At 72.6% G+C, this 23,798-nt stretch carries 25 protein-coding genes; 13 read left to right on the top strand and 12 right to left on the bottom strand.

Annotation, left to right across the window (positions count from 1 at the left end; genetic code table 11):
• Nucleotides 1-72: 72 nt before the first annotated feature.
• From KMZ30_RS03100 to KMZ30_RS03120, 5 genes are all read right to left on the bottom strand, one after another.
• Nucleotides 73-516, bottom strand: a complete 444-nt coding sequence (locus KMZ30_RS03100) for a TIGR02611 family protein (protein WP_215511627.1) — start codon at nucleotides 514-516, stop codon at nucleotides 73-75.
• Nucleotides 513-1,358 (bottom strand): aminotransferase class IV, encoded by an 846-nt coding sequence (locus KMZ30_RS03105; protein ID WP_215511626.1) that lies wholly within the window; start codon nucleotides 1,356-1,358, stop codon nucleotides 513-515. Before KMZ30_RS03105 ends, KMZ30_RS03100 begins: the two co-directional genes overlap by 4 nt.
• The gene (locus KMZ30_RS03110) at nucleotides 1,355-2,395 is read right to left on the bottom strand and encodes a chorismate-binding protein (RefSeq protein WP_215511625.1); all 1,041 of its coding nucleotides are present in this window, start codon (nucleotides 2,393-2,395) and stop codon (nucleotides 1,355-1,357) included. The genes KMZ30_RS03105 and KMZ30_RS03110 overlap by 4 nt, the downstream gene beginning before the upstream one ends.
• Nucleotides 2,396-2,468: 73 nt before the next feature.
• A complete protein-coding gene (locus tag KMZ30_RS03115; protein WP_215511624.1) occupies nucleotides 2,469-4,322 on the bottom strand; it encodes a phosphoenolpyruvate carboxykinase (GTP) in 1,854 nt (617 codons plus the stop codon).
• 232 nt (nucleotides 4,323-4,554) lie between these two features.
• Nucleotides 4,555-5,349 (bottom strand): lysophospholipid acyltransferase family protein, encoded by a 795-nt coding sequence (locus KMZ30_RS03120; protein ID WP_215511623.1) that lies wholly within the window; start codon nucleotides 5,347-5,349, stop codon nucleotides 4,555-4,557.
• Nucleotides 5,350-5,428: 79 nt separating this feature from the next.
• Here KMZ30_RS03120 and KMZ30_RS03125 point away from each other — a divergent pair, with 79 nt between their 5' ends.
• The gene (locus tag KMZ30_RS03125; RefSeq protein WP_308279576.1) at nucleotides 5,429-6,109 is read left to right on the top strand and encodes an alpha/beta hydrolase; all 681 of its coding nucleotides are present in this window, start codon (nucleotides 5,429-5,431) and stop codon (nucleotides 6,107-6,109) included.
• On the opposite strand, the gene KMZ30_RS03130 is transcribed toward KMZ30_RS03125, so the two are convergent.
• Genes KMZ30_RS03130 through KMZ30_RS03140 form a run of 3 tightly spaced genes read right to left on the bottom strand, consistent with a single transcriptional unit; the run spans nucleotide 6,099 to nucleotide 10,869 of the window.
• Nucleotides 6,099-6,347 carry a hypothetical protein gene (locus tag KMZ30_RS03130; RefSeq protein ID WP_215511622.1) on the bottom strand — a complete coding sequence of 83 codons (249 nt, stop codon included), beginning with the start codon at nucleotides 6,345-6,347 and terminating at the stop codon, nucleotides 6,099-6,101. The two genes, KMZ30_RS03125 and KMZ30_RS03130, sit on opposite strands and share 11 nt — an antisense overlap.
• Nucleotides 6,344-7,798 carry a glycosyltransferase family 2 protein gene (locus KMZ30_RS03135; protein WP_308279575.1) on the bottom strand — a complete coding sequence of 485 codons (1,455 nt, stop codon included), beginning with the start codon at nucleotides 7,796-7,798 and terminating at the stop codon, nucleotides 6,344-6,346. The genes KMZ30_RS03130 and KMZ30_RS03135 overlap by 4 nt, the downstream gene beginning before the upstream one ends.
• On the bottom strand, nucleotides 7,795-10,869 hold the full coding sequence (locus KMZ30_RS03140; RefSeq protein WP_215511621.1) for a bifunctional diguanylate cyclase/phosphodiesterase: 3,075 nt from the start codon (nucleotides 10,867-10,869) through the stop codon (nucleotides 7,795-7,797). The genes KMZ30_RS03135 and KMZ30_RS03140 overlap by 4 nt, the downstream gene beginning before the upstream one ends.
• A gap of 250 nt (nucleotides 10,870-11,119) precedes the next feature.
• On the opposite strand from KMZ30_RS03140, the gene KMZ30_RS03145 reads away from it, so the two are divergent.
• The 5 genes from KMZ30_RS03145 to KMZ30_RS03165 are packed head-to-tail and all read left to right on the top strand — an operon-like array spanning nucleotide 11,120 to nucleotide 15,375.
• The gene (locus tag KMZ30_RS03145; RefSeq protein ID WP_215519853.1) at nucleotides 11,120-12,154 is read left to right on the top strand and encodes a sulfate ABC transporter substrate-binding protein; all 1,035 of its coding nucleotides are present in this window, start codon (nucleotides 11,120-11,122) and stop codon (nucleotides 12,152-12,154) included.
• An 8-nt stretch (nucleotides 12,155-12,162) separates the two neighbouring features.
• A complete protein-coding gene (gene cysT / locus KMZ30_RS03150) occupies nucleotides 12,163-13,056 on the top strand; it encodes a sulfate ABC transporter permease subunit CysT (protein WP_308279573.1) in 894 nt (297 codons plus the stop codon).
• Nucleotides 13,053-13,862 (top strand): sulfate ABC transporter permease, encoded by an 810-nt coding sequence (locus KMZ30_RS03155; protein WP_215511618.1) that lies wholly within the window; start codon nucleotides 13,053-13,055, stop codon nucleotides 13,860-13,862. Before cysT ends, KMZ30_RS03155 begins: the two co-directional genes overlap by 4 nt.
• Nucleotides 13,859-14,863: a sulfate/molybdate ABC transporter ATP-binding protein gene (locus KMZ30_RS03160; RefSeq protein ID WP_215511617.1), complete on the top strand. Its 1,005-nt coding sequence runs from the start codon at nucleotides 13,859-13,861 to the stop codon at nucleotides 14,861-14,863. Before KMZ30_RS03155 ends, KMZ30_RS03160 begins: the two co-directional genes overlap by 4 nt.
• Entirely contained in the window at nucleotides 14,860-15,375 is a 516-nt protein-coding gene (locus KMZ30_RS03165) for an RrF2 family transcriptional regulator (protein ID WP_215519854.1), read from the top strand. The genes KMZ30_RS03160 and KMZ30_RS03165 overlap by 4 nt, the downstream gene beginning before the upstream one ends.
• 7 nt (nucleotides 15,376-15,382) lie before the next feature.
• Here KMZ30_RS03165 and KMZ30_RS03170 read toward each other — a convergent pair whose 3' ends face one another.
• Together KMZ30_RS03170 and KMZ30_RS03175 are read right to left on the bottom strand one after the other, a co-directional pair.
• Nucleotides 15,383-16,657, bottom strand: coding sequence for a competence/damage-inducible protein A (locus tag KMZ30_RS03170; protein ID WP_215511615.1), 1,275 nt, complete (start codon nucleotides 16,655-16,657; stop codon nucleotides 15,383-15,385).
• 28 nt (nucleotides 16,658-16,685) lie between these two features.
• Nucleotides 16,686-16,901 (bottom strand): hypothetical protein, encoded by a 216-nt coding sequence (locus tag KMZ30_RS03175; RefSeq protein ID WP_215511614.1) that lies wholly within the window; start codon nucleotides 16,899-16,901, stop codon nucleotides 16,686-16,688.
• A 13-nt stretch (nucleotides 16,902-16,914) separates the two neighbouring features.
• On the opposite strand from KMZ30_RS03175, the gene KMZ30_RS03180 reads away from it, so the two are divergent.
• The 5 genes from KMZ30_RS03180 to KMZ30_RS03200 all read left to right on the top strand — a co-directional run bounded on the left by KMZ30_RS03180 (nucleotide 16,915) and on the right by KMZ30_RS03200 (nucleotide 20,154).
• Nucleotides 16,915-17,388, top strand: a complete 474-nt coding sequence (locus KMZ30_RS03180) for a hypothetical protein (RefSeq protein WP_215511613.1) — start codon at nucleotides 16,915-16,917, stop codon at nucleotides 17,386-17,388.
• Nucleotides 17,389-17,444: 56 nt separating this feature from the next.
• Nucleotides 17,445-18,146: a haloacid dehalogenase type II gene (locus KMZ30_RS03185; protein ID WP_215511612.1), complete on the top strand. Its 702-nt coding sequence runs from the start codon at nucleotides 17,445-17,447 to the stop codon at nucleotides 18,144-18,146.
• 248 nt (nucleotides 18,147-18,394) lie between these two features.
• Nucleotides 18,395-19,561, top strand: a complete 1,167-nt coding sequence (locus KMZ30_RS03190) for a tyrosine-type recombinase/integrase (RefSeq protein WP_215511611.1) — start codon at nucleotides 18,395-18,397, stop codon at nucleotides 19,559-19,561.
• A 76-nt stretch (nucleotides 19,562-19,637) separates the two neighbouring features.
• A complete protein-coding gene (locus KMZ30_RS03195; RefSeq protein ID WP_215511610.1) occupies nucleotides 19,638-19,895 on the top strand; it encodes a type II toxin-antitoxin system Phd/YefM family antitoxin in 258 nt (85 codons plus the stop codon).
• 1 nt (nucleotide 19,896) lies between these two features.
• Entirely contained in the window at nucleotides 19,897-20,154 is a 258-nt protein-coding gene (locus KMZ30_RS03200) for a Txe/YoeB family addiction module toxin (RefSeq protein ID WP_215511609.1), read from the top strand.
• 177 nt (nucleotides 20,155-20,331) lie between these two features.
• On the opposite strand, the gene KMZ30_RS03205 is transcribed toward KMZ30_RS03200, so the two are convergent.
• Nucleotides 20,332-21,531 carry an IS110 family RNA-guided transposase gene (locus KMZ30_RS03205; protein WP_215511823.1) on the bottom strand — a complete coding sequence of 400 codons (1,200 nt, stop codon included), beginning with the start codon at nucleotides 21,529-21,531 and terminating at the stop codon, nucleotides 20,332-20,334.
• Nucleotides 21,532-21,817: 286 nt separating this feature from the next.
• Between KMZ30_RS03205 and KMZ30_RS03210 the strand changes: the two genes are divergently transcribed.
• Both KMZ30_RS03210 and KMZ30_RS03215 read left to right on the top strand, forming a co-directional pair.
• Nucleotides 21,818-22,384, top strand: coding sequence for a hypothetical protein (locus tag KMZ30_RS03210; RefSeq protein ID WP_215511608.1), 567 nt, complete (start codon nucleotides 21,818-21,820; stop codon nucleotides 22,382-22,384).
• 328 nt (nucleotides 22,385-22,712) lie between these two features.
• The gene (locus KMZ30_RS03215) at nucleotides 22,713-23,273 is read left to right on the top strand and encodes a hypothetical protein (protein ID WP_215511607.1); all 561 of its coding nucleotides are present in this window, start codon (nucleotides 22,713-22,715) and stop codon (nucleotides 23,271-23,273) included.
• A gap of 203 nt (nucleotides 23,274-23,476) precedes the next feature.
• Here KMZ30_RS03215 and KMZ30_RS03220 read toward each other — a convergent pair whose 3' ends face one another.
• Complete coding sequence (locus KMZ30_RS03220) at nucleotides 23,477-23,758, bottom strand: hypothetical protein (RefSeq protein ID WP_215511606.1); 282 nt, start codon at nucleotides 23,756-23,758, stop codon at nucleotides 23,477-23,479.
• Nucleotides 23,759-23,798 lie beyond the last annotated feature (40 nt).

A 23,798-nucleotide genomic window follows, 5' to 3' on the forward strand; every position in this document is an offset into this window, starting at 1 on the left:
GTGCGGCCTGCCGAGGATACCCGGCGCCGGGGGCCCGGCGGAAATCGGGGTCACCGGTGCGGCGCGGCCCCGTCAGAGGGCGAGGTGGCCGTGGATCCAGGCCTCGAGCCCGTCGGGCAGGAACGTGGGGACCCCGGTGAGCCGGAACGTCACCCAGAGCACGGCGAGGACGAACAGGAAGGTGGCGAGGGCCACGAGCGCCTGCACGCCGCGGGACTGCCGGCGCATCCAGTGCTCCCAGCGGCGCACCTGCTTCTTGACCCACTCGAGGAGGTCGGACGCGGGCTCGATCTCCGAGGCCCAGACGCCGAGACCGAGGATGACGATGAGCCAGCCGGGGCCGGGCAGGGGCACGAGCGCGAAGCCGCCGAGCACGAGGACGAGCCCGACGACGGCGACGACGAGGCGCAGCGCCATCCGCGTGCCGGGGTTGGCCCGCAACCGCTGCCGCCACGCCCACTCGTCGTGGTCGTCGGCCGGCCGGAAGAACGGTCGGCGGGTGGGGGTCTCGGTCACGGGTCGACTCCTTCGGCGGCGGCGTGACGGGCCCAGGCGGCCCGGACGGCGGTGGTCAGCGGTCCGGGCGCCGGCAGTGGCCGCCCGTCGACCGCCGAGACGGGCATGACGTCCTTGACGGACGAGGTGAGGAAGAGCTCGTCGGCGTCGGTGAGCACCGACAGCGGCAGGTCCTCCTCGAGCACCTCGACGCCCTCGGCGCGGCACCACTCGAGGACGAGCTCGCGCGAGATGCCGGCGAGGCACCCGCTGGACAGCGGTGGGGTGCGCACGACCCCGTCGGTGACGACGAAGACGTTGCTGCCCGTGCCCTCGCACAGCTCGCCGCGCGTGTTCGCGAACAGCGCCTCGACGGCGCCCTGCTCCTGCGCGCGCGCCAGGGCGACGACGTTCTCGGCGTAGGACGTCGTCTTGAGCCCGGCGGTCGCCGACCGCTCGTTGCGCACCCAGGGGACGGTGACGACCGCGCCGGTGGCGGGTGGGCGCGCGTGCTCGACGGCGGTGACGATGTAGGTGAGCCCCGCGTCGAGCCGGTCCGAGCCGAGCGGCCCACGGCCTCCGGTCACCGTCCAGCGCAGCCGACCGAAGGGGATGGGCGGACCGTCGAGGACCGCCGCGATGCCCTCACGGACACGGTCGTGGTCGGCGGCCGGCAGGCCGAGGCCGGCGAGCGAGCGGTCCATCCGGGCCAGGTGCCGGCTCACGGCGTACGGCACGCCCGCGTCGATCTTCGCCGTCTCGAACGCCCCGTCGCCGACGGTCACCCCGTGGTCGACGGCGCTGACGGCCGGGCCGTCCGCCGCCACCCGGGCACCGTCGACCCACACGCGGATGTCGTTCATGCGCACACTGTCCCAGACGCGACCGGCCGCCCCGCGGCAAGGGCGACGAGACGCGCCGCCTTGAGCTCGGTCTCGGCCCACTCCCCCTCCGGCGAGCTGCCCCACGTGATGCCGGCGCCCGTGCCGAAGCGCAGGACGCGCCGTCCGTCGTCGGTGCGGGCGGCCCAGAAGGTGCGGATGCCGACGGCCAGCTCGGCCTCGTCGCGGTCGGCGTCGACCCAGCCGACCGCGCCGCAGTAGGGGCCGCGCGGCACCGGCTCGAGGTCGGCGATGGCCTGCAACGCCGTGTGCTTCGGCGCGCCGCTGACCGAGCCCGGTGGGAAGGTCGCCGCGAGCAGCTCGCGCCACCCGGTGCCCGGCCGCAGACGGCCGGTGACGTCGGAGGTCAGGTGGACGAGCCCGGGGTGCTCCTCGAGCCGGCAGAGCGCCTCGACCTCGACCGTCCCGGGACGGCTGACGTGCCCGAGGTCGTTGCGGACGAGGTCGACGATCATGACGTTCTCGCTGTAGTCCTTGGGGAGCAGTCCGTCAGCGGTCGGGGCGGTGCCCTTGATGGGTCCGGAGCGGACCAGGTCATCGCGTCGCTGGAGGAACAGCTCCGGTGAGGCGCAGGCGATCTCGAGGCCGGCCTCCGGGAGGTGGAGGGTCGCGGCGAAGGGCGCGGGGTTGCCGCGGGCGAGCACCGCTCCGAGCCCGAGCACCGAGGCGTCGTCGGGCAGGTCGTGCTCGAGCACGCGGCAGACGTTGACCTGGTAGACCGTCCCGGCCGCGATGCGCGCTCGCACCTCCTCGACCGCCGCGACGTACCCGTCCCGGTCAAGGCTCGTGCGCCACTCCCCCGCGAGGCCGGCCCAGCCGGCGTCGGCGACCGGCGGCGTCCCGCGGCGGACCTCCCCCATCCGGACGGCGGTCAGCTCGCCCTCGAAGGTGACGACGACCGCCCAGAAGCCGCTCGTCAGCGCGTCGGGGTCGTGGACGACCGCCTCGACGCCCCGGGCCTCGAGCCCTGCGAACCGTGCGACCGCCACGCCGAGCATCGTAGGGGTGGACGCGACGGGGCCCGGGCGCTGCGGGTTCGCACCCACGGGGCCCGGGCCCGACCGAGGTCGCTCAGGCGCGGACGCTGGCGTCCGCCTCGAGGGCGGCGGCCACGCGGCGGTGGGCCTCCCAGATCTCCTCGGGCAGGTCCGCGAACTGCCGCAGGTGCTCCTCGCGGTGGCCCATCTCCTCGCGCCAGCGCTGCACGTCGACGTCGAGGATGGTGTCGAGGTCGTCCGCGTCGATCTCGAGGCCGACGAGGTCGAGCTCGTCCCTGGTCGGGAGGATGCCGACCGCGGTGCGGCGACCCGTCACCTCGCCCTTCTTGAGCTGGACGAGCCACAGGAGCGCGCGGAGGTTCTCGCGGTAGCCGGGCCAGAGGAAGTGGCCGTCCTCCTCGTCGCGCTGGAACCAGTTGACGTGCGCGAAGATCGGCTGGTCCTTCGCGGCGCCGACGATCTTCAGCCAGTGCGCGGCGTAGGGGCCCTCGGGGTAGGACATGAACGGGCGCATCGACATCGGGTCGTAGCGCAGCTTGCCGTCGACGCCCTCGGCGGCGAAGGTCGCCTCGGCGCCGAGCGTCAGGCCGTCGTAGACACCCTCGGCGAGGTCGGTGATGGCGCGCACGAGCGGCTCGCGGTCGCGGGTGCGGCCGCCGAAGATGATCGCGTCGATCTTGACGCCCTTCGGGTCCTCGAAGTCGGGCGCGACGTTCGGCACGTTCGCGAGCGTCGTCGTGAAGCGCGAGTTCGGGTGCGCCCAGGGGTCGTTCGCCTCGTCGGGGTTGCGGTCGGCGATGAGCTCGCCCTTCCAGTCCCGCCAGCCCGTGACGTCTGCGGGGCGCTCGGGCGTCTTGCCCTCCCACCAGACCTCGTGGGTGCTCTCGTTGTAGGCGACGTTGGTGAACAGGGCCTGCGTGCCCTCGGCGATGGAGTCCAGCGCGGTCGGGTTGGTCTTCTCGTTCGTGTCCTTCGCGACGCCGAAGACGCCGTTCTCGGGGTTGAGCCCGTACAGCTGGCCGTCGCTCGGGTCGACCCACAGCCACGCGATGTCGTCGCCGTAGAAGCTGACGTGGTACCGGTCGCCGAGCGCGTCCGGGGCGAGGGTCATCGCGAGGTTCGTCTTGCCCGAGGCGCTGGGGAAGCCGCCGCAGACGTGGTGGGTCTCGCCGGTCTCCTTGTCGGTGATGCCGAGGAGCATGAACTGCTCGCCGAGGAACTCGCCCGACGCCCAGCCGTCGTACGCCGCCTGGCGCAGGCCGTGGGCGATCTTGCCGAGCAGCGCGTTGCCGCCGTAGCTGCTGCCGAAGTGGAGGATGGTCCGCTCGTCGGCGACGGTGACGAAGTAGCGCTTGTCGTCGGGCGTGCCCTGGCCGAGGTTCGGCAGGTCGCCGGTCACGTGGACGGCGCGGACGAACATGTCCTGCTCCGCCAGCGAGTTGATGTGGTTCACGCCGACGCGCGCCATCCGGATCATGTGGAGGCAGACGGTGCGGTTGTCCGTGATCTCGACGCCCGCGGCGAAGCGCTCGAGCGGGCTGCCGGGCGGCGCCATGAGGTAGGGAATGACGTACATGGTCTTGCCGGCCATGGCGCCCTTCATGTGCCCCTCGACGACCGGCCGGATCTCGTCGCTGTGGCGCCAGTTGTTGTAGACGCCCCGGTCCTCGGGGCGGCTGGTGGCGACGATCGTGCGCTCCTCCGAGCGCGCGGTGTCCTTGGAGTAGCTGCGCGAGTAGTAGAGCCCCTCCCCGGCCGGCTCGATCTCCCCCGCCTCCAGGGCCTCCTGCACGAGGCGGGCGTCGTCGGACGCCGAGACCACCTCGATGCGCTCGGCGCCGAGGAAGTCCGCCCAGTGACGGACGTACTCCCGGACGCTCTCGTTGGTCAGTCCCGCATCATCCAGGGACTTCTCCAGGTCGGCCACAATGCTCACCCTTTTCGGTCGTCACGCAGGTCAACCCGAGGGCGGGACCACGACGTCGTGCATCCCGCCCTGCGAGACAGCCATTGCACCGTAGGCGCGGGTGGCGGGTCCATGGTCGAAGCGTTTCGACGCGGGAGTCCTTCGTCACATCCGGACTGCCGCCAGAGATCCTGCTCACACCTACTGCCCGGTTACGTGTGATGTAAACGATTCCGCCTGTGCGACAACGATGTCAACGCCGTCCCGCCCGTCGACGAGCCGTGTGGTCGTCGGCCTCGTCCATCGCGGCCCGGTCCAGCCGCGCGGCGTCCGCCGCGTCCGGAGCCCCGCCGCCTCGGGCGGCCGGCCACCACCATGCGGACACCGGGTCGCGCGGCGGGTCGGGATAGCGGTCCACGAGGTCCTCGACGAGCGCCTCGAGGCGGGCGTGCAGCCGGTCGGTCAGCTCCTCGACGCCCTCCCCCGGCCGGGGCAGCAACGGCTCGCCGACGACGACGCCGACCCAGCGACCGCGCCGCAGCGAGACCCGGCCGCCGACGGTGAGGACCCGGTGCAGGCCCCAGTGCGCGACGGGGACGAGCGGGGCGCCGGTCTCCAGCGCGAGCCGGGCCGCACCACGTCGCAGGTCCGCACGCTCCTTGAGCAGGAAGGCGTGCCCGATGGTCGCCTCCGGGTACACGCCGACCACCTCGCCCGCCCGCAGGAGCCGCAGCGCCCGGACCGCGGCCGCCGCGCCCGCCCGGCGGTCGACCGGGACGTGCCCCATGGCGCGCATCAGCCGGCCGGCGACGGGCGCCCGGAAGACGGCCTCCTTGGCGAGGAAGCGCACGAGCCGACCCCGCTGCACCGCGGGCAGGCCGACGACCGCGAAGTCGGCGAAGCTCTGGTGGTTCGCCGCGACGACGACCGGCCCGGTGGCCGGCAGGTGCTCCGCGCCCCGCACCTCGACCCGGAGGCCGAGGACGCGGAACAGGAAGCGCGCGACGGAGACGACGGCGCGGTACGGACGGTCACTGCGGGTGTGCACGCCGGGGGTTCGGCCCGCTCCCGCCCACCGGATCGGAGCCGGCCGGGTGGGACACGGGTGACCGGGGTAGACAGGACCCGTGACCGACGTGCGCAGCCGCCTGGAGCCGACGACCGTCCCCGCCGAGCCGCGCGGCGCCGTCGTCGTGCTGCACGGGGGCGGCAGCCGGACCGGTGGCGTCCCCGTCAGCCCCACCCAGCTCTCGGTCCTGCGGATGGTGCCCGTCGCGGGCCGCCTGGCCACCACCGGACGGCGCCGGCTCGCGGTCTGGCGGCTGCTCAACTCGACCCGCGGCTGGTCCGGTCACCCGAACCCCGTCGACGACGCCCGGTGGGCGCTCGACCGGGTGACCGAGCAGGTCGGCGACGTCCCGGTCGCCCTCGTCGGGCACAGCCTCGGGGGTCGCGCCGCCCTGCTGGCCGCCGGGGACGAGCGCGTGCGCGCCGTCGTCGGCCTCGCCACGTGGCTGGCCCCCGGGGATCCCGTCGGGCCGCTCCCCGGCCGCGACGTCCTCCTCGTCCACGGCGACGCCGACCGCGTCGCGAGATCGGACCTCGCGCGCGACGTCGCCCACCGGCTCGGGCCGGGCACGCGCGGTGGCATCGTCACCGTGCCCGGCGGGAGCCACTCGATGCTGCGCCACCTCGGCACGTTCGACGGCCTCGCCGCCCGGTGGGTGGCGGCCTCGCTGCTCGGCGACGAGCCCGGCCCGACGCTCGCGCCCCTGCTCGCGGGGCGGGAGCGGGAGGTCAGCGCCTGACGGCGTCCTCGTCCGCCCCGGCGTCCGTGGCGACCGGGTGGATGCTGCGCGACTGGGCGCGCTCGTAGCGCCGGGGCAGCCACTCGCGCGGGTCGACCTTGGGCAGGATCTTCGCGACGGCCAGCGCGACGTACATGACCGTGTTGATGGCGACGAAGACGCTGAGCACGGCGAACCACGGGGTGAAGATCGTGCTCTCGGGGAACAGGAGCCCGGCCGGGACGGCGACGGCGGTCATGCGTGCTGTCCGTCCCGGACGACGACCTTGCCGTCGGCCGACCGGGTCACGTGGGACCACTGCGCCTGCCGCCCGACGAGGATGTCGACCACGCCCTTGAGGAAGACGACGTTGAGGAACGTCGCGTAGACGAGCTCCGGGAAGAGCGTCGCCGCGACGAGACGGGCCCGCCAACCGCCACGCCAGGCGGTGACGACGCGCTCGACCATGAAGAGCCCACCCACGCCGAGCCAGAACGGGAACCAGACCCAGTCGTCGAGCGACATCGCCATCGTGAAGATCGCCGCGTAGTAGCTGAGCAGGGCCACCGAGCCGTACCCGATGCCGAACTGCTGCACCCAGTACCGCGAGGTCTGCGGGGTGAGGCCGTAGGCCCCGAGGTTCTCGAGCGCCCCGCGCTGCCAGCGCAGGCGCTGGTGCCAGATCGCCCGCCAGGTCGGCATGACCTCGGTGACGACCGTGCACTGCGCGGGCGAGGTCATGAGGGCGCCGAGGGACTTCAGCGCGAGCGTCAGCTCGTTGTCCTCGGTGAGTGCGACCGTGTCGTAGACGTCGCCGGGGACGCCGGGGAGCCGCCGGCCGCGCTGGGCAGCCACCTCGCGCAAGGCCGCGGACCGGAAGACCGACGCCGTGCCGGTGAGGACGAACAGCCGCCCGCGCCGGCGCTTGATGTCCCGGCTGTAGCGGATGTACTCGTTGCGCTGGAACTGCCCGACGAGCCCGTGGCCGTCCTCGCCCATGAAGAGGCCGCCGATGGCCATGAGGGCCCGGTCCTCGGTCATCCGGCGCCTCGCCGTCTCCAGGTACTCGCGGCCGATGACGGTGTCGGCGTCCATGACCATGACGGTGTCGTTCTCGCCGAGCTCGGGCAGCAGGCTCGCGAGGGCCTGGTTGAGGCCGCCGGCCTTCTTGTGCGCGTTGTCGACGGTCGTGAAGACCTCGACACCCGCCGCGCGCGCCAGCTCCTCGGTGGCGTCGGTGCAGTTGTCGGCGACGACGACGACGCGGTCGGGACGGCTCGTCTGCTCCTGGAGGGAGGCGAGCGTGGCGACGATCCGGTCCTCCTCGTTGTGCGCGGGGATGAGGACCGTCACCGTGACCGGGCCGTGGTAGACCCCGGCGGTGCGGGCCATGACGAGCTTGGGCGCCAGCGGGGTCTCGCCCGTGTTCTCGGACCGGCGGTAGCGCTTGGTGATGCGGCTCTCGACGAGCGCGACACCGGCGGCCAGGAGGAGGGCGAGACCGACCGCGGCGACGAGCAGCTGGGTCGAGGGCGCCTGCGTGTCGTAGAGGACCTGCCAGACCCCGAACACCGCGCCCTCCTTCGCGGGGCGCCGCGCCTCGGGGTCGGTGAGGGTGAGGGCGAACCAGAGCATCCCGGCGGCGGCCGTCGCCATGAGGACGACGAAGATGCCGGTGCCCCGCTGGAGCCGGTTGGTCGAGCTGCTCACGGAAGGTCCCTCCGCGGGTCGATGACGTGCGGCGTCGTTGCCCGGGCAAGGTCGCGGTGCGGTGCCCCCGGGACCCCCACCGCCTCCCCCAGGTGGCGGGCCACGAACTCGTCGAACGGCACCGGCTCCCCCAGGAGGTAGCCCTGAGCGTAGTCGATGCCCAGGTCACGGACGACGTCGAGGGTCTCCCACCGACCGACGAACTCGGCCACCGTGCGCTTGCCGAGGAAGTGTGCGATCCGGACGATCGACTCGAGGATCGCGCGGTCGGTGTCGCTCTGGTCGGAGTCCGCGACGAACTCCCCGTCGATCTTCACGACGTCGAAGCGCATGTGCTTGAGGTAGGAGAACGAGCCGAACCCCGTGCCGAAGTCGTCGAGGGCGAAACGGACGCCGAGGGCGCCGAGGCGGGCGGCGAAGGCGCGGGCGGCGAGCACGTCGGAGACCGCTGCCGTCTCGGTGACCTCGACGACGAGGGACCCGGCGTCGATGTCGTGCGGCTCCAGGCCGGAGACGAGCTCGGCCTCGATGCCGGGGTCACCCATCGAGCTGCCCGAGATGTTGACCGCGAGCGTGAGCCCCGGGGCCAGCGCCTGCAGGCGGCGGAGCATCTCGATCCCGTGCCGCACCACCCAGGCGTCCATGGCGGGGGCCAGACCGGTCCGCTCGGCGATGTACACGAAGCGGCCGGGCGCCACCGGCTCGCCCTCGTCGACGAGCCGGAGCAGGGCCTCGGCGCCGCTGACGCGGTTCGTGCGGACGTCGACGATCGGCTGGAGGTAGAGCTCGAAGAGGTCGTGCTCGATGGCGTTCTCGAGGCGGGAGCGCCACGCCAGCCGCGCGCCCGAGCGTGGCTCCGGTCGCGCCGAGTCGCCGAGGAGGACGTAGCAGTTGCGGCCGTCGTCCTTGGCGTCGTACATGAGCATGTCGGCGAGGGCGAGGATGTCGGAGTCCTGGCGCTGGGCGTCGGCGAAGGTCACGACGCCGACGCTCGCGGTGACGCGCCGGTTGACGCCGTCGAGGGTGGAGGTGTGCGCCCGCACCCGCTCGACGATCTCGGCCGCGACGATCTCCGCGCCGGCGCGGTCCGCATCCGGCAGGAGCACGGCGAACTCGTCCCCACCGAGGCGCGCGACGAGGTCGGAGGCGGGCACGGTCGCGCGCAGCACGTGGGCCGTCGAGACGATCAGCTGGTCGCCGGCCGCGTGGCCGAGCGTGTCGTTGACGTCCTTGAAGTTGTCGAGGTCGAGGAGGATGAGGGCCCCGCTCGGGCCGTACCGCTCGACGCGGCGGTGCTGCCGCTCGAGGTCCTCCTCGAAGCGGCGCCGGTTGGGCAGGCCGGTGAGGACGTCGTGGTCGGCGAGGTGGGTGAGGCGCTGCTCGTAGCGGTGCCGCTCGGAGACGTCGATGACGTTCATGACGACGACGCCGTCGGTCTCGGCCCGCTCCTCCCCCGCCGAGAGCACCCGGCTGGTCAGCGACACGCGGACGTCGGTGCCGTCGGGGCGGGTGAGCGTCCACTCGTCCCGCACGGGGCGGCCGTTCTCGTGGAGCACCCGCTCGAGGTGACGGGCGACGTCGTCGGGGTGGCGCGGCGAGAGACCGTCGACCGGCAGGCCCTCCAGCTCGTGCAGCGGCCGCCCGGTGACCTCCGCGAGGCTGTCGTTGGCCCGGATGATCCGGCCCTGGCGGTCCAGCACGGCGATCCCGTGGGGCGCGTCGGCGACGAGCCGTTCGGAGCGCTCGCGCGCCGCGTCGAGGTCGGTGACCCGCCGGTGCTCCTCGGTGCTGTCGTGCAGGACGACGAGGGCGCGGTCGGGGCTGCGGGTGTCGAGGTCGCGCAGCGGGACCGCGTGGACGGTCACCATCCGCGTCTCGCCGCTCTCGACGTCGTCGAGGAGGACGAGCTCGTCCTCGACCCGCTCGCCCCGCAGGGCCCGGCCGGGGGCGCTGGTGTCCGCGGCCCGGTCGAGGCTATCGGCCGAGAGCGCCAGCGGCGGGCGCGCGGCGAAGCCGTCGGGCAGGGGCGGCCCCAGCCAACGGTGGGCGGCGGTGTTGAGCGGGCGCATCCGGCCGAGCCGATCGACGACGGCGAGCGCGTCCGGGATGGTCTGGGTGATGGCGACGAGGTCCGCGGCCTGGATGCGCGCGGAGCGCCTCGAGACCGAGAGGGACTCCAGCAGCCGGTCGCGCTCGGTCTGCACGGTCGCGAGGATCACCGCCAGACCGGACGCGAGGATCATGAAGGCCTGCAGGACCTGGGCCGCCGACACCGGGTCCGCGATGGCCCCGAAGGGTCCGCCGCCGGCGAAGCGCACGAGGAGGAAGGTCCCGAGGGCGATGGTCGCCCCGTGGGCCGCCGCGAGCGGGACGGGCAGCCGGATGCCGCTCCACAGGAGCAGCGCGATCGGGAGGAAGGCGAGCGGCAGGGTGTGGCGCGTCCCGAAGACGGCCCAGACGACGGGGACCGTGACGAGCAGGACGAGGGCGAACTCGGCGAGCTGCGCCCACGTCGTGCGGGCCCGGGCGTGGCGGGTCGTCAGACCCGGGGCGGTGAGGACCGCGACCGCCGCGCCGTTGCGCAGGACCCAGGCCAGGGCCGTCGACCCCGTCACCGGGGCGCCGCCGACGGGTCCGAGGGCGACGAGGGCGACGACGGCGCTCGCGACCGTCGCGACGAGCCCCGCGAGCATCAGCCGCCAGAAGTCGGACAGGCTCGCGTAGCCCTCGGCGTCCCACCGCGGCCGTGCTCCCTGACGGCGGCTGGTCCGTACCCGGAGCTCGCTGTAGGCCAGACGGGTGCCCGCGGCCACGACCGCGTTGGCCACGCCGAGCAGGAGCGCGGTGCCCCAGCCGAAGCCGGTCAGCCCGTTGGCGAGCGCGGCGACCACACCGGCGGTCGCGGTGACGACGGCCAGCTCGCGGCGTCCGCGGGCCATGAGCCCCCAGAGGGCGCCGACGCCCGCGGCCGGCCAGAAGAGGGCGAGTCCCGTCGCGGGGTCGACGACGGCCCGCCCGAGCACGGTGGCCAGGGCGTACGCGACACCGAAGGACAGGGAACGGACGAGCACGCGGGACCTCGGGGACAGGGGACGACGAGGGTGTGTGCCCATCATGGACCGGGCGCGCCGAGTCGGCAGGTCGAGACGGTCCACCACGCCCGCCCCATCGGTCGCACGAGCCCCGACCTGAGGGTTTCGGGCCCAGCTCCTGTGCCCCGCTGTTCATCTTCTCCGTTTCCTTGCGGCAATTCCTACTAAGCCCATAGGGTTCGTGTGGCGGGCAGGGGTCCGCGACACGCACGAGCCGCAGGAGCACATGATGACGAGCCGACGAACCGCACTGGCTGCCCTCCTCACGGGGGCGACCCTGATGGTGGGCGCCTGCGCCGGGGGCGGGGCCAGCGACAGCGTCGACGCCGCCGCCGGCGGGGGGGCCGCAGGCGCCACGACGACGCTCAACCTCTACGGGTACGCCGTCCCGAAGGTGGGCTACGACAAGGTGATCCCCGCCTTCCAGAAGACCGAGGCGGGCAAGGGGGTGCAGTTCCAGCAGTCCTACGGCGCGTCGGGCGACCAGTCGCGCAAGGTCGCCGCCGGCGCCGAGGCCGACATCGTCAGCTTCTCCGTCGAGCCCGACGTCACGCGCCTCGTCGACGCCAAGATGGTCGACCCGGGCTGGAGCTCCGGCGAGCACCAGGGCATCCCCTTCGGCTCGGTCGTGACCATCGTGGTCCGCAAGGGCAACCCGAAGGGCATCAAGGACTGGGACGACCTGCTCAAGCCCGGCGTCGACGTCGTGACGCCCAACCCGTTCAGCTCGGGCTCGGCGAAGTGGAACCTCCTGGCGCCCTACGCCGTGAAGAGCCAGGGCGGCCAGGACGTGCAGGCCGGCCTCGACTACGTCAACGCCCTCGTGAGCGACCACGTCAAGGTGCAGCCGAAGTCGGGACGCGAGGCCACCGAGACCTTCCTCCAGGGCAGCGGCGACGCCCTGCTCAGCTACGAGAACGAGGCGCTCTTCATCGAGCGCGAGGGCGACCCGGTGGAGCACGTCACCCCGCCGCAGACCTTCAAGATCGAGAACCCGGTGGCCGTCCTCAGCACGAGCAAGAACGCGGCCAAGGCGAAGGCCTTCGACGACTTCCTCTACACCCCCGAGGCGCAGAAGCTCTGGGCGCAGGCCGGGTTCCGCCCGGTCGACGAGACCGTCGCGGCCGAGTTCGCGTCGGACTTCCCCACGCCGGAGAAGCTCTGGACGATCGCCGACCTCGGCGGCTGGAGCACGGTCGACCCGGCCCTCTTCGACAAGGAGGAGGGCTCCGTCGCGAAGATCTACAGCGCCGCGACGCAGTGAGCGCAGGCGTGTCCACCACCACCCAGCCGGTCGGGGCCCCCCCGTCCCCGGCTCCACCGTCGGCCGCCCCGGCCCGCGCCTCCTCACAGGGAGGGAGGCGCCGCCGGGGTGGTCCCGGGGGCCGCGCCCTCGGGCTCGGGGTCGTCGGCCTGTGGCTCAGCGTCATGGTGCTGCTGCCGCTGGCGGCCCTCACCGTCCGCTCGTTCGACGACGGCCTCTCCGGGTTCTGGGCCGCGGTCACCGCGCCCGCGGCCCTCGCGGCCCTCGAGGTCACGCTCGGCGTCTCCGTCGTCGTCGCCCTCGTCAACGCCGTGATGGGCACGCTCGTCGCCTGGGTCCTCGTCCGCGACGAGTTCCCCGGGCAGCGTGTCGTCAACGCGCTCATCGACCTGCCCTTCGCGCTGCCGACGATCGTCGCCAGCATCGTCCTGCTGTCTCTGTACGGCCCGAACAGCCCGGTCGGGGTGCACCTCAACGCCACCCGCTGGGGGCTGGGCGTCGCCCTCGCGTTCGTCACGCTGCCGTTCGTCGTCCGGTCCGTGCAGCCGGTCCTCATCGAGCTCGACCGCGAGGTCGAGGAGGCCGCGGCCTCGCTCGGCGCCTCGAACGCGACCATCTTCCGCCGGGTGGTCCTGCCCTCCCTCGCGCCGGCGGTCATCTCCGGCACGGGGCTCGCCTTCGCCCGGGCGGTCGGCGAGTACGGCTCGGTCGTCCTCATCGGGGGCAACATCCCGCGGGAGACGCAGGTGGTGTCGCAGTACATCCAGCAGCAGATCGAGGTCGACAGCCCGGCCGCCGCGGCCGCCGTCTCGGTGGCCCTGCTGTCGGTGTCCTTCCTCACCCTGTTCGTCCTGCGGGGCTGGGCGACCCTCAGCCAGCGACGGGAGGCGAGCACCGCATGAGGACCTCCCGTCGGGCCACCGTCGCCCTGCGCACGCTCGCCCTCGTCTACCTCGTGGGGCTCCTCGCGGTCCCGATCGTCGTCATCCTCTGGCGCACCTTCGGGGAGGGTCTCGGCCCGTTCCTGGCCTCGGTGCGCACACCCGCGGCCGTCTCGGCGCTCAACCTCTCGCTGCTCATCGTCGCGATCACGGTGCCGCTCAACGTCGTCTTCGGCGTCGTCACCGCCATCGCGCTCGCCCGGTGGCGGGTGCCGTTCCGCGGGGTGGTCCAGGCCGTCGTCGACCTCCCGTTCGCCGTGTCCCCCATCGTCGTCGGTGTCTCGCTCATCATGCTGTGGGGCGTCGGCGGGTGGTTCGGCGGACTGGAGCAGAGCACCGGCATCACGGTGATCTTCGGCCTGCCGGGCATGGTCATCGCGACCGTCTTCGTCACGCTGCCCTTCGTCGTCCGCGAGGTGGAGCCCGTCCTCCACGAGATCGGCACCGAGCAGGAGCAGGCGGCCGCCACCCTGGGCGCGTCCGGCTGGCAGACGTTCCGTCGCATCACCCTGCCGGCCATCCGATGGGGCCTGACCTACGGCGTCGTGCTCACCGTCGCGCGAGCCCTCGGCGAGTTCGGGGCGGTGATCATGGTCTCGTCCGGCTTCCCGGGCGTCAGCCAGACCCTCACCCTCCTCGTCCACTCGCGCTACATCGACGACCACAACACCTACGGCGCGTACACCGCGGCGACCCTCCTCATGGGCCTCGCGCTGCTCACGCTCCTCGGCATGACGCTGCTCGACCGGAAGACGACCCACCGATGATCACCGTGACCGACGCCCGCAAGACCTACGGCGACTTCGTCGCCCTCGACGACGTGAGCCTCGAGATCCCCGCCGGGTCGCTCACCGCGCTGCTCGGCCCGAGCGGCTCCGGCAAGTCGACGCTGCTGCGCTCGATCGCCGGGCTCGAGGACCTCGACGGCGGCATCGTGCGCATCGACGGCGAGGACGTGACCCACCAGCCGCCGCAGCGCCGCGGCATCGGCTTCGTCTTCCAGCACTACGCCGCCTTCAAGCACATGACGGTGCGCGACAACGTCGCATTCGGGCTGACCATCCGCCGCCGCCCCAAGGCCGAGGTCGCCCGCAAGGTCGACGACCTGCTCGAGATCGTCGGGCTGGACGGGTTCCAGCACCGCTACCCGGCGCAGCTGTCCGGCGGGCAGCGGCAGCGGATGGCCCTCGCGCGAGCCTTGGCCGTCGACCCGCAGGTGCTGCTCCTCGACGAGCCGTTCGGCGCGCTCGACGCCAAGGTCCGGGCCGACCTGCGGCGCTGGCTGCGCCGCCTGCACGACGAGGTGCACGTGACGACCGTCCTCGTGACGCACGACCAGGAGGAGGCGCTCGACGTCGCCGACCGGATCGCGGTACTCAACAAGGGGCGCATCGAGCAGGTGGGCGACCCCGTCAGCCTCTACGAGCGGCCCGAGAACGACTTCGTCATGTCCTTCCTCGGCGCCGTCTCGCGCCTGGGCGACCGGCTCGTGCGTCCGCACGACATCGTCCTCGAGCGCGACCACGCGACGGCTGCGTCGCGCCAGGCCGCCGAGGGGCAGGTCGGCCCGCTCGTCGCCGCCCGCGTCGACCGGGTCGTCCGGCTCGGGTTCGAGGTCCGCATCGAGCTGACCGCGCAGGACGGCGAGCGGTTCGTGGCCCAGGTGACCCGGGCCGAGGTGGAGCGCCGTCGGTACACGGCCGGGGAGGACGTCGTCGCCTGGGCCCTGCGCAGCGAGGAGCCGGCCGGCGCCGGACCCGTGGCATGACCGATGAGCTGCGCGACGGGGCGCGACGGCCGGCGCGTCACAGCGCCGTCCTCGGCATCTCGGCCCGGACCGACTACGCCGTCCGGGCGATGCTGGCGCTCGCCGACGCCCGGACGGCGAGCGCCGAGCACCTCACCTCGGAACTGCTCGCGCGGCGGCAGTCGCTCCCCCACAAGTTCCTCGAGTCCGTCCTCCTCGAGCTGCGGGTCGCCGGGCTCGTGACGAGCCGTCGCGGGCCGCGGGGCGGCTACGTCCTCGCCCGTCCGGCCGCGGAGATCTCCCTCGGCGACGTGTTCCGGGCGGTCGACGGCCCGCTCGCCGAGGTGCGCGGGCTGCGGCCGCAGGACACCGCCTACGAGGGCGTGGCCGAGCACCTGCCGGCCGTGTGGGTCGCGGTGCGCTCGAGCCTCAGCGAGGTGCTCGACGGCACGAGCCTCCAGGAGCTTCTCGACGGCGACCTGCCGCCGCACGTCGCGAGCCTCGTGGAGCCCTCCGGGCGGGCGGGCGCCTGACGGCCCGTCAGCGGCGCTCGGCCATCAGCACCCGGAGCAGGTGCAGGCACTCCGCGACGGTGCGCCGGCGCACGGCCTCCCGCGATCCGCCGAGCCGCAGCACCCGGTGCTCGGTGCGGTCGGCGCTGCTCGCGCAGACGTGGACGAGGCCGACCGGCTTCCGGGGCGTCCCTCCCCCCGGGCCGGCGACCCCCGTCACCGCGACCCCCCACGTGGTGCCCAGCCGCTCCCGCGCGCCCCGGGCCATCGCCTCGGCGACCTCCGGGCTCACCGCCCCGTGCTCCTCGAGCAGCCGCGGGGGCACGCCGACGAGCGCGGTCTTGGCCTCGTTCGCGTAGGTGACGAAGCCGCCCACGAGGTGGGCCGAGGAGCCCGGCAGGTCGGCGATGCGTCCCGCGAGCAGCCCGGCCGTACAGGACTCGGCGGTCGCGAGCGTGGCGCCGCTGCTGCCGAACAGGTCGAAGACGACCTCGTCGACGGTCCGCCCGTCGGTGCTGTAGACGGCGTCGGCGAAGGCGGCGACGAGGGACGCCTCGAGCCGGTCGTACGCGTCCTGGGCGCCGGGCGCGAAGCGCGTGACGACCTCCAGCTCGCCCTCGCGCAGGCACGTCGTGATCTCGAGGCCCTCCAGCCCGTGCTCCGCCTCGTGGGCGCGCAGCACCTCGGCGAGCTCGGCCTCGGGCGGCCCCCAGATGCGCACCGTCTCCTGGCGCAGCTCCTCGCGTCCGCCGAGCGCCGTGAGGACGAGCGCGTCCCGCACGGCGTCCTCCCACATGGGCCGCAGCTCACCGGGCGGACCCGGCAGGACGAGCACCGCAGGACCTTCGGCCGACGGGACGACCAGCCCCGGCGCCGTGCCGACCGGCTCGAGGACGTGGGCCCCGTCGGGCACCATGGCCTGCTTGCGGACGCCGCGGTCCATCGTCTCCGGGGCGGTGGACCAACCGCGGGCGGCCGTGAGCGACGCCACGCGGGCCCCGATCCGCGCCTCGAGGTCGGGGTCGAGGCGCAGGACGGCGCCCTGCACGTCGGCGACGACCTCGGCCGTCAGGTCGTCGGCGGTCGGCCCGAGCCCGCCGGTCGTGATGACGAGGTCGTGGCCGCCGGCCAAATGGCGCAGCGCGGACGCGAGGTCCTCGCGGCGGTCCCCCACGACGACGACCTGACCGACGTCCACGCCGAGCAGCCGCAGCCGCTCGGCGAGCCAGGGTCCGTTGCGGTCCGTGACCCGGCCGGTGAGCACCTCGGTGCCCGTGACGACGATGCCCGCTCGCGCTGCCATGCGCCCGAGCCTAGGTCCGGGCGGCCGGTCACCGGATGCCGACCGCAGGCTCCGTCCCGACCTGCCGCTGCAGCGGCGACCCGGTGGCGGCCCCGCGGACGACCGCCTCGAGCCAGACGGTGTGGGCGTGCCCCCGCGCCAGCCCGGTCAGGCGCGTCGTCAGGGTCCGGCAGCCGGCACCCGCCGCGACCTTCTGCCAGCGCACGGGCGCCGCCGTGGGCTGGTCCTCGCGGACGGCGGCCACGAGCCATCCCTGGATGGCGCTGTCGCGGGAGAGCGGAGCGGCCCACGAGACGACAGCGGAGCCGACCCCGGGGGTCACGGTCAACCGGATCGTCGACGCCGGCCCCAGCGGAGGAGGACAGGAGACCGACGGGCGCGGGCTCGGCGCCGCCACGGTGGGTGTGGCGCTCGGGCTCGGGGGTGCCGTGCCGGACGTGGGCGACGACGACGACCCGGACGTCACGGCTCCGGCCGGTGGCGCGAGCACCGGCGGCGCCACGACCGGCGGCGCCACGACCGGTGGCGCGAGCACCGGTGGCGCCGGGCGCGGCACCGTCGTCCCACCGGTGTCGGAGGGTCCGGCGAACAGCCCCGTGGGACCGCAGGCGGCCAGCGCCAGCACGCCGGGGACGACGACCAGCGACCGCCACGGGCTGCGGCGGCCGCGGCTCCCGGGGAGACTGGCACGACCCACGCTCGTCCTATCGGCGCGCAGGGGCGGCACCTGAGCCCGTGCACCGCGCCCGGGTGAGACTCGCCCCCGCCACCCACTATCGGAGGACCCATGACCGCGACGCCCACGGACGCCCGCCCCGAGGTGCCCGAGCTGGTCGTCCTCGACGTCAACGAGACGCTCTCGGACCTCGGGGGCCTGGCCGACGCCTTCGTCGCGGTCGGGCTGGACCCCCGCGACGTCGAGACCTGGTTCGCCGGCGTGCTCCGGGATGCGTTCGCGCTCACCGTCCTCGGCGACAACCCCGGCTTCGCCGACGTGGCGACGGCGACGCTGCGCTCCCGCCTCGCCGCCGTCGGCTCCGGCGACCCCGACGCCGCGGCCACGGAAGTCCTGCAGGCGCTGGTCGCGCTGAGGCCCCATCCCGACGTCGTCCCCGGCCTCGTGGCCCTCGCGGGCCTCGGGTGCCGGGTCGTGACCCTGAGCAACGGGTCGGCCTCGGTCGCCCGCACCCTGCTGAGCGGTACGGACGCCGAGGCAGTGGTGGAGGCCTACCTCTCGGTCGAGGACGCGGGCCGCTGGAAGCCTGCACCGGAGGCGTACGCGCACGCGCTGTCGACGACCGGCGTCCCGGCGGACCGGGCGCTGCTCGTGGCGGTGCATCCGTGGGACCTCGAGGGCGCCCACCGCGCCGGGATGCGGACGGCGTGGCTGGACCGCTCGGGTCACGGCTGGCCGTCGTGCTTCGCCGCCCCCGACGTCACGGCCAGGGGGTTCGCGGAGCTCGCGGAGCGGCTCGGCGCGCAGGTCTGACCACGCGCACAGGAACGGCCCCCGTCCTGCATTTCTGCAGGTCAGGGGCCGTTTCTCGTGGTGGGCGATACTGGGTTTGAACTAATTCTTTGAGAGCTACCACGGTCCCTCTCACGCGTCCATTCTGACGCGTAATATCGCAGGTCAGACGGCATGCGACGCCGGGACAGCCGAGGACGTCAGCGGACACGACACGACGCCTATGTTCCTCGTATGTTCCTCGCGAGGCGACACTGGGAGGACATTAGGTGGCGGCCACATCGAGGCGGGCCCGGCGTGGGTTCGGGCGGGTCGAGCGGGTCCGCTCGGGCCGCTACCGGGCGGCGTACACCGGGCCCGACGGGCTCCTGCACCGTGCGCCCGCCACCTTCGATGCCAAGGACGACGCCGTCGCGTGGCTGTCGGCCCGTCGGGCGGAGATCGCGATGGAGCTCTGGGCGCCGGACACCGCGGCACGATCGGCCCGCAGCCGCGAGATGCCCACCTTCCGGGCCTACGCGGAGGACTGGTTCGCCACCCGACGGGTCAGGGGCCGAGAGCTGCGGCCGCGGACGAAGGCCATGTACCGGGTGATCTTGGACCGGCACATCTACCCGACGTTCGGCGACGTGCCCATCGACCGGATCTCACCCGAGGACGTGGGCGCCTGGTACGACCAGCTGGCACCTGGCCGCGAGACGATACGGGCCCACACCTACAGCCTATTGCGCACGATCTTCGCGAGTGCCGCGGCCACCCGCCCCGCTCCCCTGGTCCCCTACAACCCCGCGACGATCCGCGGGGCCGGCACGTCGCGTCGGGTCCACCGGGTCGAGCCGGCGACGCTGGCCGAGCTCGAGGCCATCGTCGCGGCCATGCCGGACCGCTACCGCCTGATGACCCTGCTGGCCGCGTGGTGTGCGATGCGGTTCGGTGAGCTCACCGAGCTCCGGCGTGGTGACATCGACCTGCGCAACCTGCGCGTCAAGGTGCGCCGGGGGGTCGTGCACGCCGGCGGCGCCTACATCATCGGACCGCCCAAGAGCGAGGCCGGCGTCCGCGACATCGCCATCCCGCCCCACCTGCTGCCAGCGCTCCGGCACCACCTGGCCGAGCACACCGGGCCCGGACGCGAGGCGCTGCTCTTCCCGTCCGCCGCGAACGCCGAGCAGCACTTGGCTCCCTCGACGCTCTACAAGGTCTACTACCCCGCGCGCCGCGCCGCCGGTCGTGAGGACCTCCGGTGGCACGACCTCCGACACACCGGCGCCGTGCTCGCGGCCCGGACCGGCGCCACCCTCGCGGAGCTGATGCTGCGTCTCGGCCACTCTACCCCCGGGGCGGCGATGCGCTACCAACACGCCGCCGCCGATCGCGACGCCGAGATCGCTCGGCGCCTGTCCGACCTCGCCGGCCGGTCCGACATCTCCACGTGACCGCGAGGACGTCCTGCGCTGACACCGGTGCGCCGACACGCACCGTGACGTACAGTATTCCGTACAGGAGGTCGCCATGAAGACGATGAGCTACACCGAGTCCCGCGCACGCTACGCCGAGGTGCTCGACGGGGTCGCGAACGACCGCGAGGAGGTCGTCATCACCCGGGCGGGGCACGAGCCGGTCGTCATCGTCTCGCTCGAGGACTACGAGTCCCTGCGCGAGACCGCCTACCTCATGCGCTCCCCCGCCAACGCCCGCCGCCTCCTCGACGCGATGGAGCGGCTGGAGTCCGGTCGCGGCACCACCCACGAGACCGTCGAGTCCGACTGAGGTGCTCCTCGTCTGGGACGACAACGCCTGGGAGGACTACCTCTGGTGGCAAGCCCAGGACCGCCGCGTCCTGAAGCGGATCAACGTGTTGCTCGCCGATGTGAAACGCAATGGCAACGAGGGCATCGGCAAGCCCGAGGCCCTGCGGCACGACTTCGCCGGCTACTGGTCCCGGCGGATCACGGACGAGCACCGCCTCGTCTACAAAATCGTCGGAGACGAGATCCGCATCGCCTCGTGCCGCTACCACTACGGGTAGGCCGCGACCGAAGGTCTCTCGGCGAGAGCGACGTCACATAAGTGACCCACTTCGCCCAGAAGGGGCTACCTCGGCTCCACTCCGTCGAGTGAACAGAACACGCCGTCTGGGACTCCCGCAGACGGCGTGTCCTACTCACTCGACTCGGCCGGTCGTCTCTTCGGCTCCCTTCTGTTGTCAACCGGTGGCGTCGAGGAGGCTCTTCACAGCCGGCGGGCTCGGGCGTAGCGTCGTGGATGCGGGTCCGGGAAGTGGCTGATCGGAAGCGCTGGTGAGCGGGTTGGAGCCAGCCGCGCTGGATTCTTCAGACGCCCCGCATTGCCCTCCCGGACCCGCGTCCACGTCTATGAGCTGTGCGGCTTCGGCGTCGGCGAGGAGCTGTCGGAAGATCGCGTCGGAGATCCGCCGCTTCAGGCACCGGATCGCCTCCAGCGGTCGTTTCCCCGCGGCGCGCTTGCGCCGGTAGAAGGCCCGACCCTCGGTGTCCAGGCGCAGCTGGCTGATCGCGGCAATGTGAATCATGTGGTTCACCCGACGGTCCCCAGCGCGCGAGAGCCGTTGGCGGGACTGCTCCCCGGACGAGGCGTCCAGCGGGGCGGTCCCGGTCCAGGACGCGAAACGGTTGCGGTCGGCGAACCGTGACACGTCACCCACGTCGGCCAGGATCCGCGCGGCGACGATGGGTCCGACACCGGGCAGATCCATCAGGTGTGACCCACGGGCCAGGACGATGGTCTTGAGCTCGGCGGTGGCCTTCTTCATCTTCGCCTCGACCGCGACCAGCTCCGCCAGCTCCTCGACGGCGATCCGGCGGCGGGTCTTCCCGGCGATGTCACGCGGACGCACCGAGGCGAGCATGCGCTTGGCCTGCCCGGTGGTGATGTCCTTCTTGGCCTGTCCGGGAAGCAGTTCCGCCAGCAGGGCCTGCCACCGGTCCACGGTCTGCACCCGCCTACGGCTCAAGGCCTCGCGCCGGTCGACGAGCATCCGCAGCGCCTCGAGGTCCGGGTCGAGGGTGAGCACCCGCAGGCCGCTGGTGCGCACCGCGACCATCGCGATGGAGTGCGCGTCGTGGGCGTCGGTCTTGCGGTTGTGCCCGGTGTCGAACAGCCGCACCCGGGCGGCGAGCTTGGCCGGGACGTCGAGCACCTGCTCGCCGGCCTCGAGCAGCCGCTGCGCCAACGGCCTCCCGACACCGTTGGCGCCCTCGACCGCCCACGTCCGTTCCGGCCAGGTCTTGGCGTACTTGACCATCGCGGCGTAGCCGGGCTTGTCGGTGGTGAACCGGCCACCGGCGAGCTTGTGCTCCCGGTCGTCGACGACCTCGATCGTCGCTGACAGCTTGTGGGGATCGACCCCGATGATGACTCTCTGCATGCTCTTGGCTCCCGCCTCGATCGGACCGAACTGGTCGGCGAGGTGGGCAGTGCTACTACGAGCAGGGCAGTCCCTTCTTGAGCCACGCCTCGTCACGGTGACCGGCGGGCCGCAGCCCGAAAGAGAGCCACACCGGTCCTGCTGGTGGGCAGCCGCATAGAGAGCCGCCCGCCGATCACCTGGACCGAGTCTGGCCGGACACCGGTCCTACGTGAATCCTCTAGTAGCCGCCTATCGACCGTCGGAACTCGTGATGTGTCTGCGCTTGTTGCGACATGATCGACCCGTGCCTGATCTCGCCGCCCGGGTGCTCCAACGCCTGACTGCGGGTGGGGTGCAACTCGAGCGAGGGCTATCGGACCGCGAGCTCTCGCGAGTCCAAGACAGGCTGGGCTTCACCTTCGGCCCCGAGCACCGAGAGCTTCTCCAGTCGGCCATGCCGGTGGGCAGGTCGTGGCCGGACTGGCGGAACGATCCCGAGGACGAGCTGCGAGGACGTCTCGACCGGCCGATCGAAGGTGTCATCTTCGACGTACGCAACAACGGCTTCTGGCCGGCCTCATGGGGGCATCGTCCCGATGGCAGTGAAGACCGGGAACGCGAGGCCCGCTCACGACTTGCCGATGTCGCGAGACTGGTCCCGGTGTTCTCGCATCGCTGCCTGCCGTCAGGTGCGCAGTTCGCGCCCAGCCCGGTCTTTTCAGTCCATCAGACCGACGTCATCTTCTACGGTGACAATCTCCTCGACTACGTCGCACACGAGTTCAAGGTGCCGCCACTACACCCCTCAGCCCGAGTCCACGTGCCCTTCTGGTCCAATCTCGCCGAGGGCGCCGAGAACGGCGATCTGTAGCCGAGCCGGTCGCAGCACCACACGTGGCGACCCGCGTCAAACCGCCGCGAAGCGCGTATTCCGTCGCGAGAGGGTTCATGTGGTTGCAGGCCAGGTTCGGCCACCGGTGCGGATGCAGGTACTTGAACTGGGCTCGAGCAAGGCGCACGGTCGCTCCAGAGCACCGACAAGCGCCTCGGGAGCGATCGCGTCCAGGCCTCTTCCGGGCGAAGGCAGAATGGTGAGCCGCCGCCAGAATGGCAACCGGAGTGCGTTCGGTCACCGGGACCAGTTGGCGGACGGCGACTTCGGTGGTACCTGTGGAATCTTGGACCTCAGGTGACGTGTTATGGCCGTGACGGAAATGTCGAAAGTTGAGCGCGCGACGCTTACAGGCGTGTGTTCAACCATTCTTCTCACCGCAGGGTGCGCGGCTGCCGAGAGAGATGTCGAACGTCCGTCCAATACGGCAGCGACGTCGGCCGCGACGCCTAAGCCGACATCAGCTGGTTGCAGCGTCACCCGTCCGACGACCGAGGGCATCCCAACCGGAGTGCGCCAGACCTACGATGGTCCCGCCTTCGGCCAGGAACAGCTGTGGGTGGGGGCTTGGTGGTCCGACGAGGCCCTGCTCGAAGAGGCCCGCCAGCACGGCGGCATCAAGTACCCGTCGTTCACGATCCAGGACGACGACGTCACCGACGAGCTCGGACCGCCTCAGGTGTCGGCCAAACGGCTCGACGGAGGGGGCGAAATCGCCGGCGACACCGGGGGATATGCCACGGCGAAGGATGACTCCGGCAAGACGCTTCACTGGTGGCCGACCGGCATCCAATTCTCCGGTCCTGGCTGTTGGCGCATCACGGAGACCGTCGGCAGCACCAGCATCACCTATGTCGTAGATATCTGAGTAGGCAGATAACCCTTTGGCTGACCCGCATGGGACACAACCGGCCCGCGTCACCAGCCGGGTCAGTGATCAGAAGACATCGTCGGAACCGCTGCGCTCCCCCGCCATCGCCCACATCGGTAACGTCGACCTGATGCTGGCAGCCTGCCGAAGGGGTGCACCAGCCCTCCGGATGACTTCTAGCCCGGTGCCGATGGACAGTCCTATCGCTCGCGGGGAGCGCTGAGTTCCCACCAGTCGTCAGGTGGCTCGCGGATGATGGTGGCCGCGGTGATCTCCGCGCGTCCGAGGCTGCAGAACTTCCACAGCTCCTTCGCGGCCCGGTGGAACTGGAAGGCAGCGCGGTCGATGTCGAAGGCGTCCAGCTCGCCGGCGCGGTACCGGTCGAGGGCGTGGCCTCGGTGGCTCGCGAGGACCTGCAGCTGTGCTTCGTGGTACTGGGCCACGACTGCGCGGGCGTCACGCCGCTCGGACTTGCTCGACACCCGGGCGAGGCTACGCCGCCCTGGGTGCAGGAGCCACAGC

It is taken from the genome of Phycicoccus mangrovi, assembly GCF_018729305.1.
Lineage (GTDB): Bacteria > Actinomycetota > Actinomycetes > Actinomycetales > Dermatophilaceae > Phycicoccus > Phycicoccus jejuensis.

What these genes read in the sequence shown, in the direction of transcription:
- KMZ30_RS03130 (WP_215511622.1), bottom strand. Translation starts at nt 6,347, where the DNA reads ATGACCGCCGTCGCCGTCCCGGCCGGGCTCCTGTTCCCCGAGAGCACG.
- KMZ30_RS03170 (WP_215511615.1), bottom strand. Translation starts at nt 16,657, where the DNA reads ATGGCAGCGCGAGCGGGCATCGTCGTCACGGGCACCGAGGTGCTCACC.
- KMZ30_RS03160 (WP_215511617.1), top strand. Translation starts at nt 13,859, where the DNA reads ATGATCACCGTGACCGACGCCCGCAAGACCTACGGCGACTTCGTCGCC.
- KMZ30_RS03195 (WP_215511610.1), top strand. Translation starts at nt 19,638, where the DNA reads ATGAAGACGATGAGCTACACCGAGTCCCGCGCACGCTACGCCGAGGTG.
- KMZ30_RS03145 (WP_215519853.1), top strand. Translation starts at nt 11,120, where the DNA reads ATGACGAGCCGACGAACCGCACTGGCTGCCCTCCTCACGGGGGCGACC.
- KMZ30_RS03185 (WP_215511612.1), top strand. Translation starts at nt 17,445, where the DNA reads ATGACCGCGACGCCCACGGACGCCCGCCCCGAGGTGCCCGAGCTGGTC.
- KMZ30_RS03180 (WP_215511613.1), top strand. Translation starts at nt 16,915, where the DNA reads ATGGCGCTGTCGCGGGAGAGCGGAGCGGCCCACGAGACGACAGCGGAG.
- KMZ30_RS03105 (WP_215511626.1), bottom strand. Translation starts at nt 1,358, where the DNA reads ATGAACGACATCCGCGTGTGGGTCGACGGTGCCCGGGTGGCGGCGGAC.
- KMZ30_RS03215 (WP_215511607.1), top strand. Translation starts at nt 22,713, where the DNA reads ATGGCCGTGACGGAAATGTCGAAAGTTGAGCGCGCGACGCTTACAGGC.
- KMZ30_RS03205 (WP_215511823.1), bottom strand. Translation starts at nt 21,531, where the DNA reads ATGCAGAGAGTCATCATCGGGGTCGATCCCCACAAGCTGTCAGCGACG.
- KMZ30_RS03110 (WP_215511625.1), bottom strand. Translation starts at nt 2,395, where the DNA reads ATGCTCGGCGTGGCGGTCGCACGGTTCGCAGGGCTCGAGGCCCGGGGC.
- KMZ30_RS03165 (WP_215519854.1), top strand. Translation starts at nt 14,860, where the DNA reads ATGACCGATGAGCTGCGCGACGGGGCGCGACGGCCGGCGCGTCACAGC.
- KMZ30_RS03155 (WP_215511618.1), top strand. Translation starts at nt 13,053, where the DNA reads ATGAGGACCTCCCGTCGGGCCACCGTCGCCCTGCGCACGCTCGCCCTC.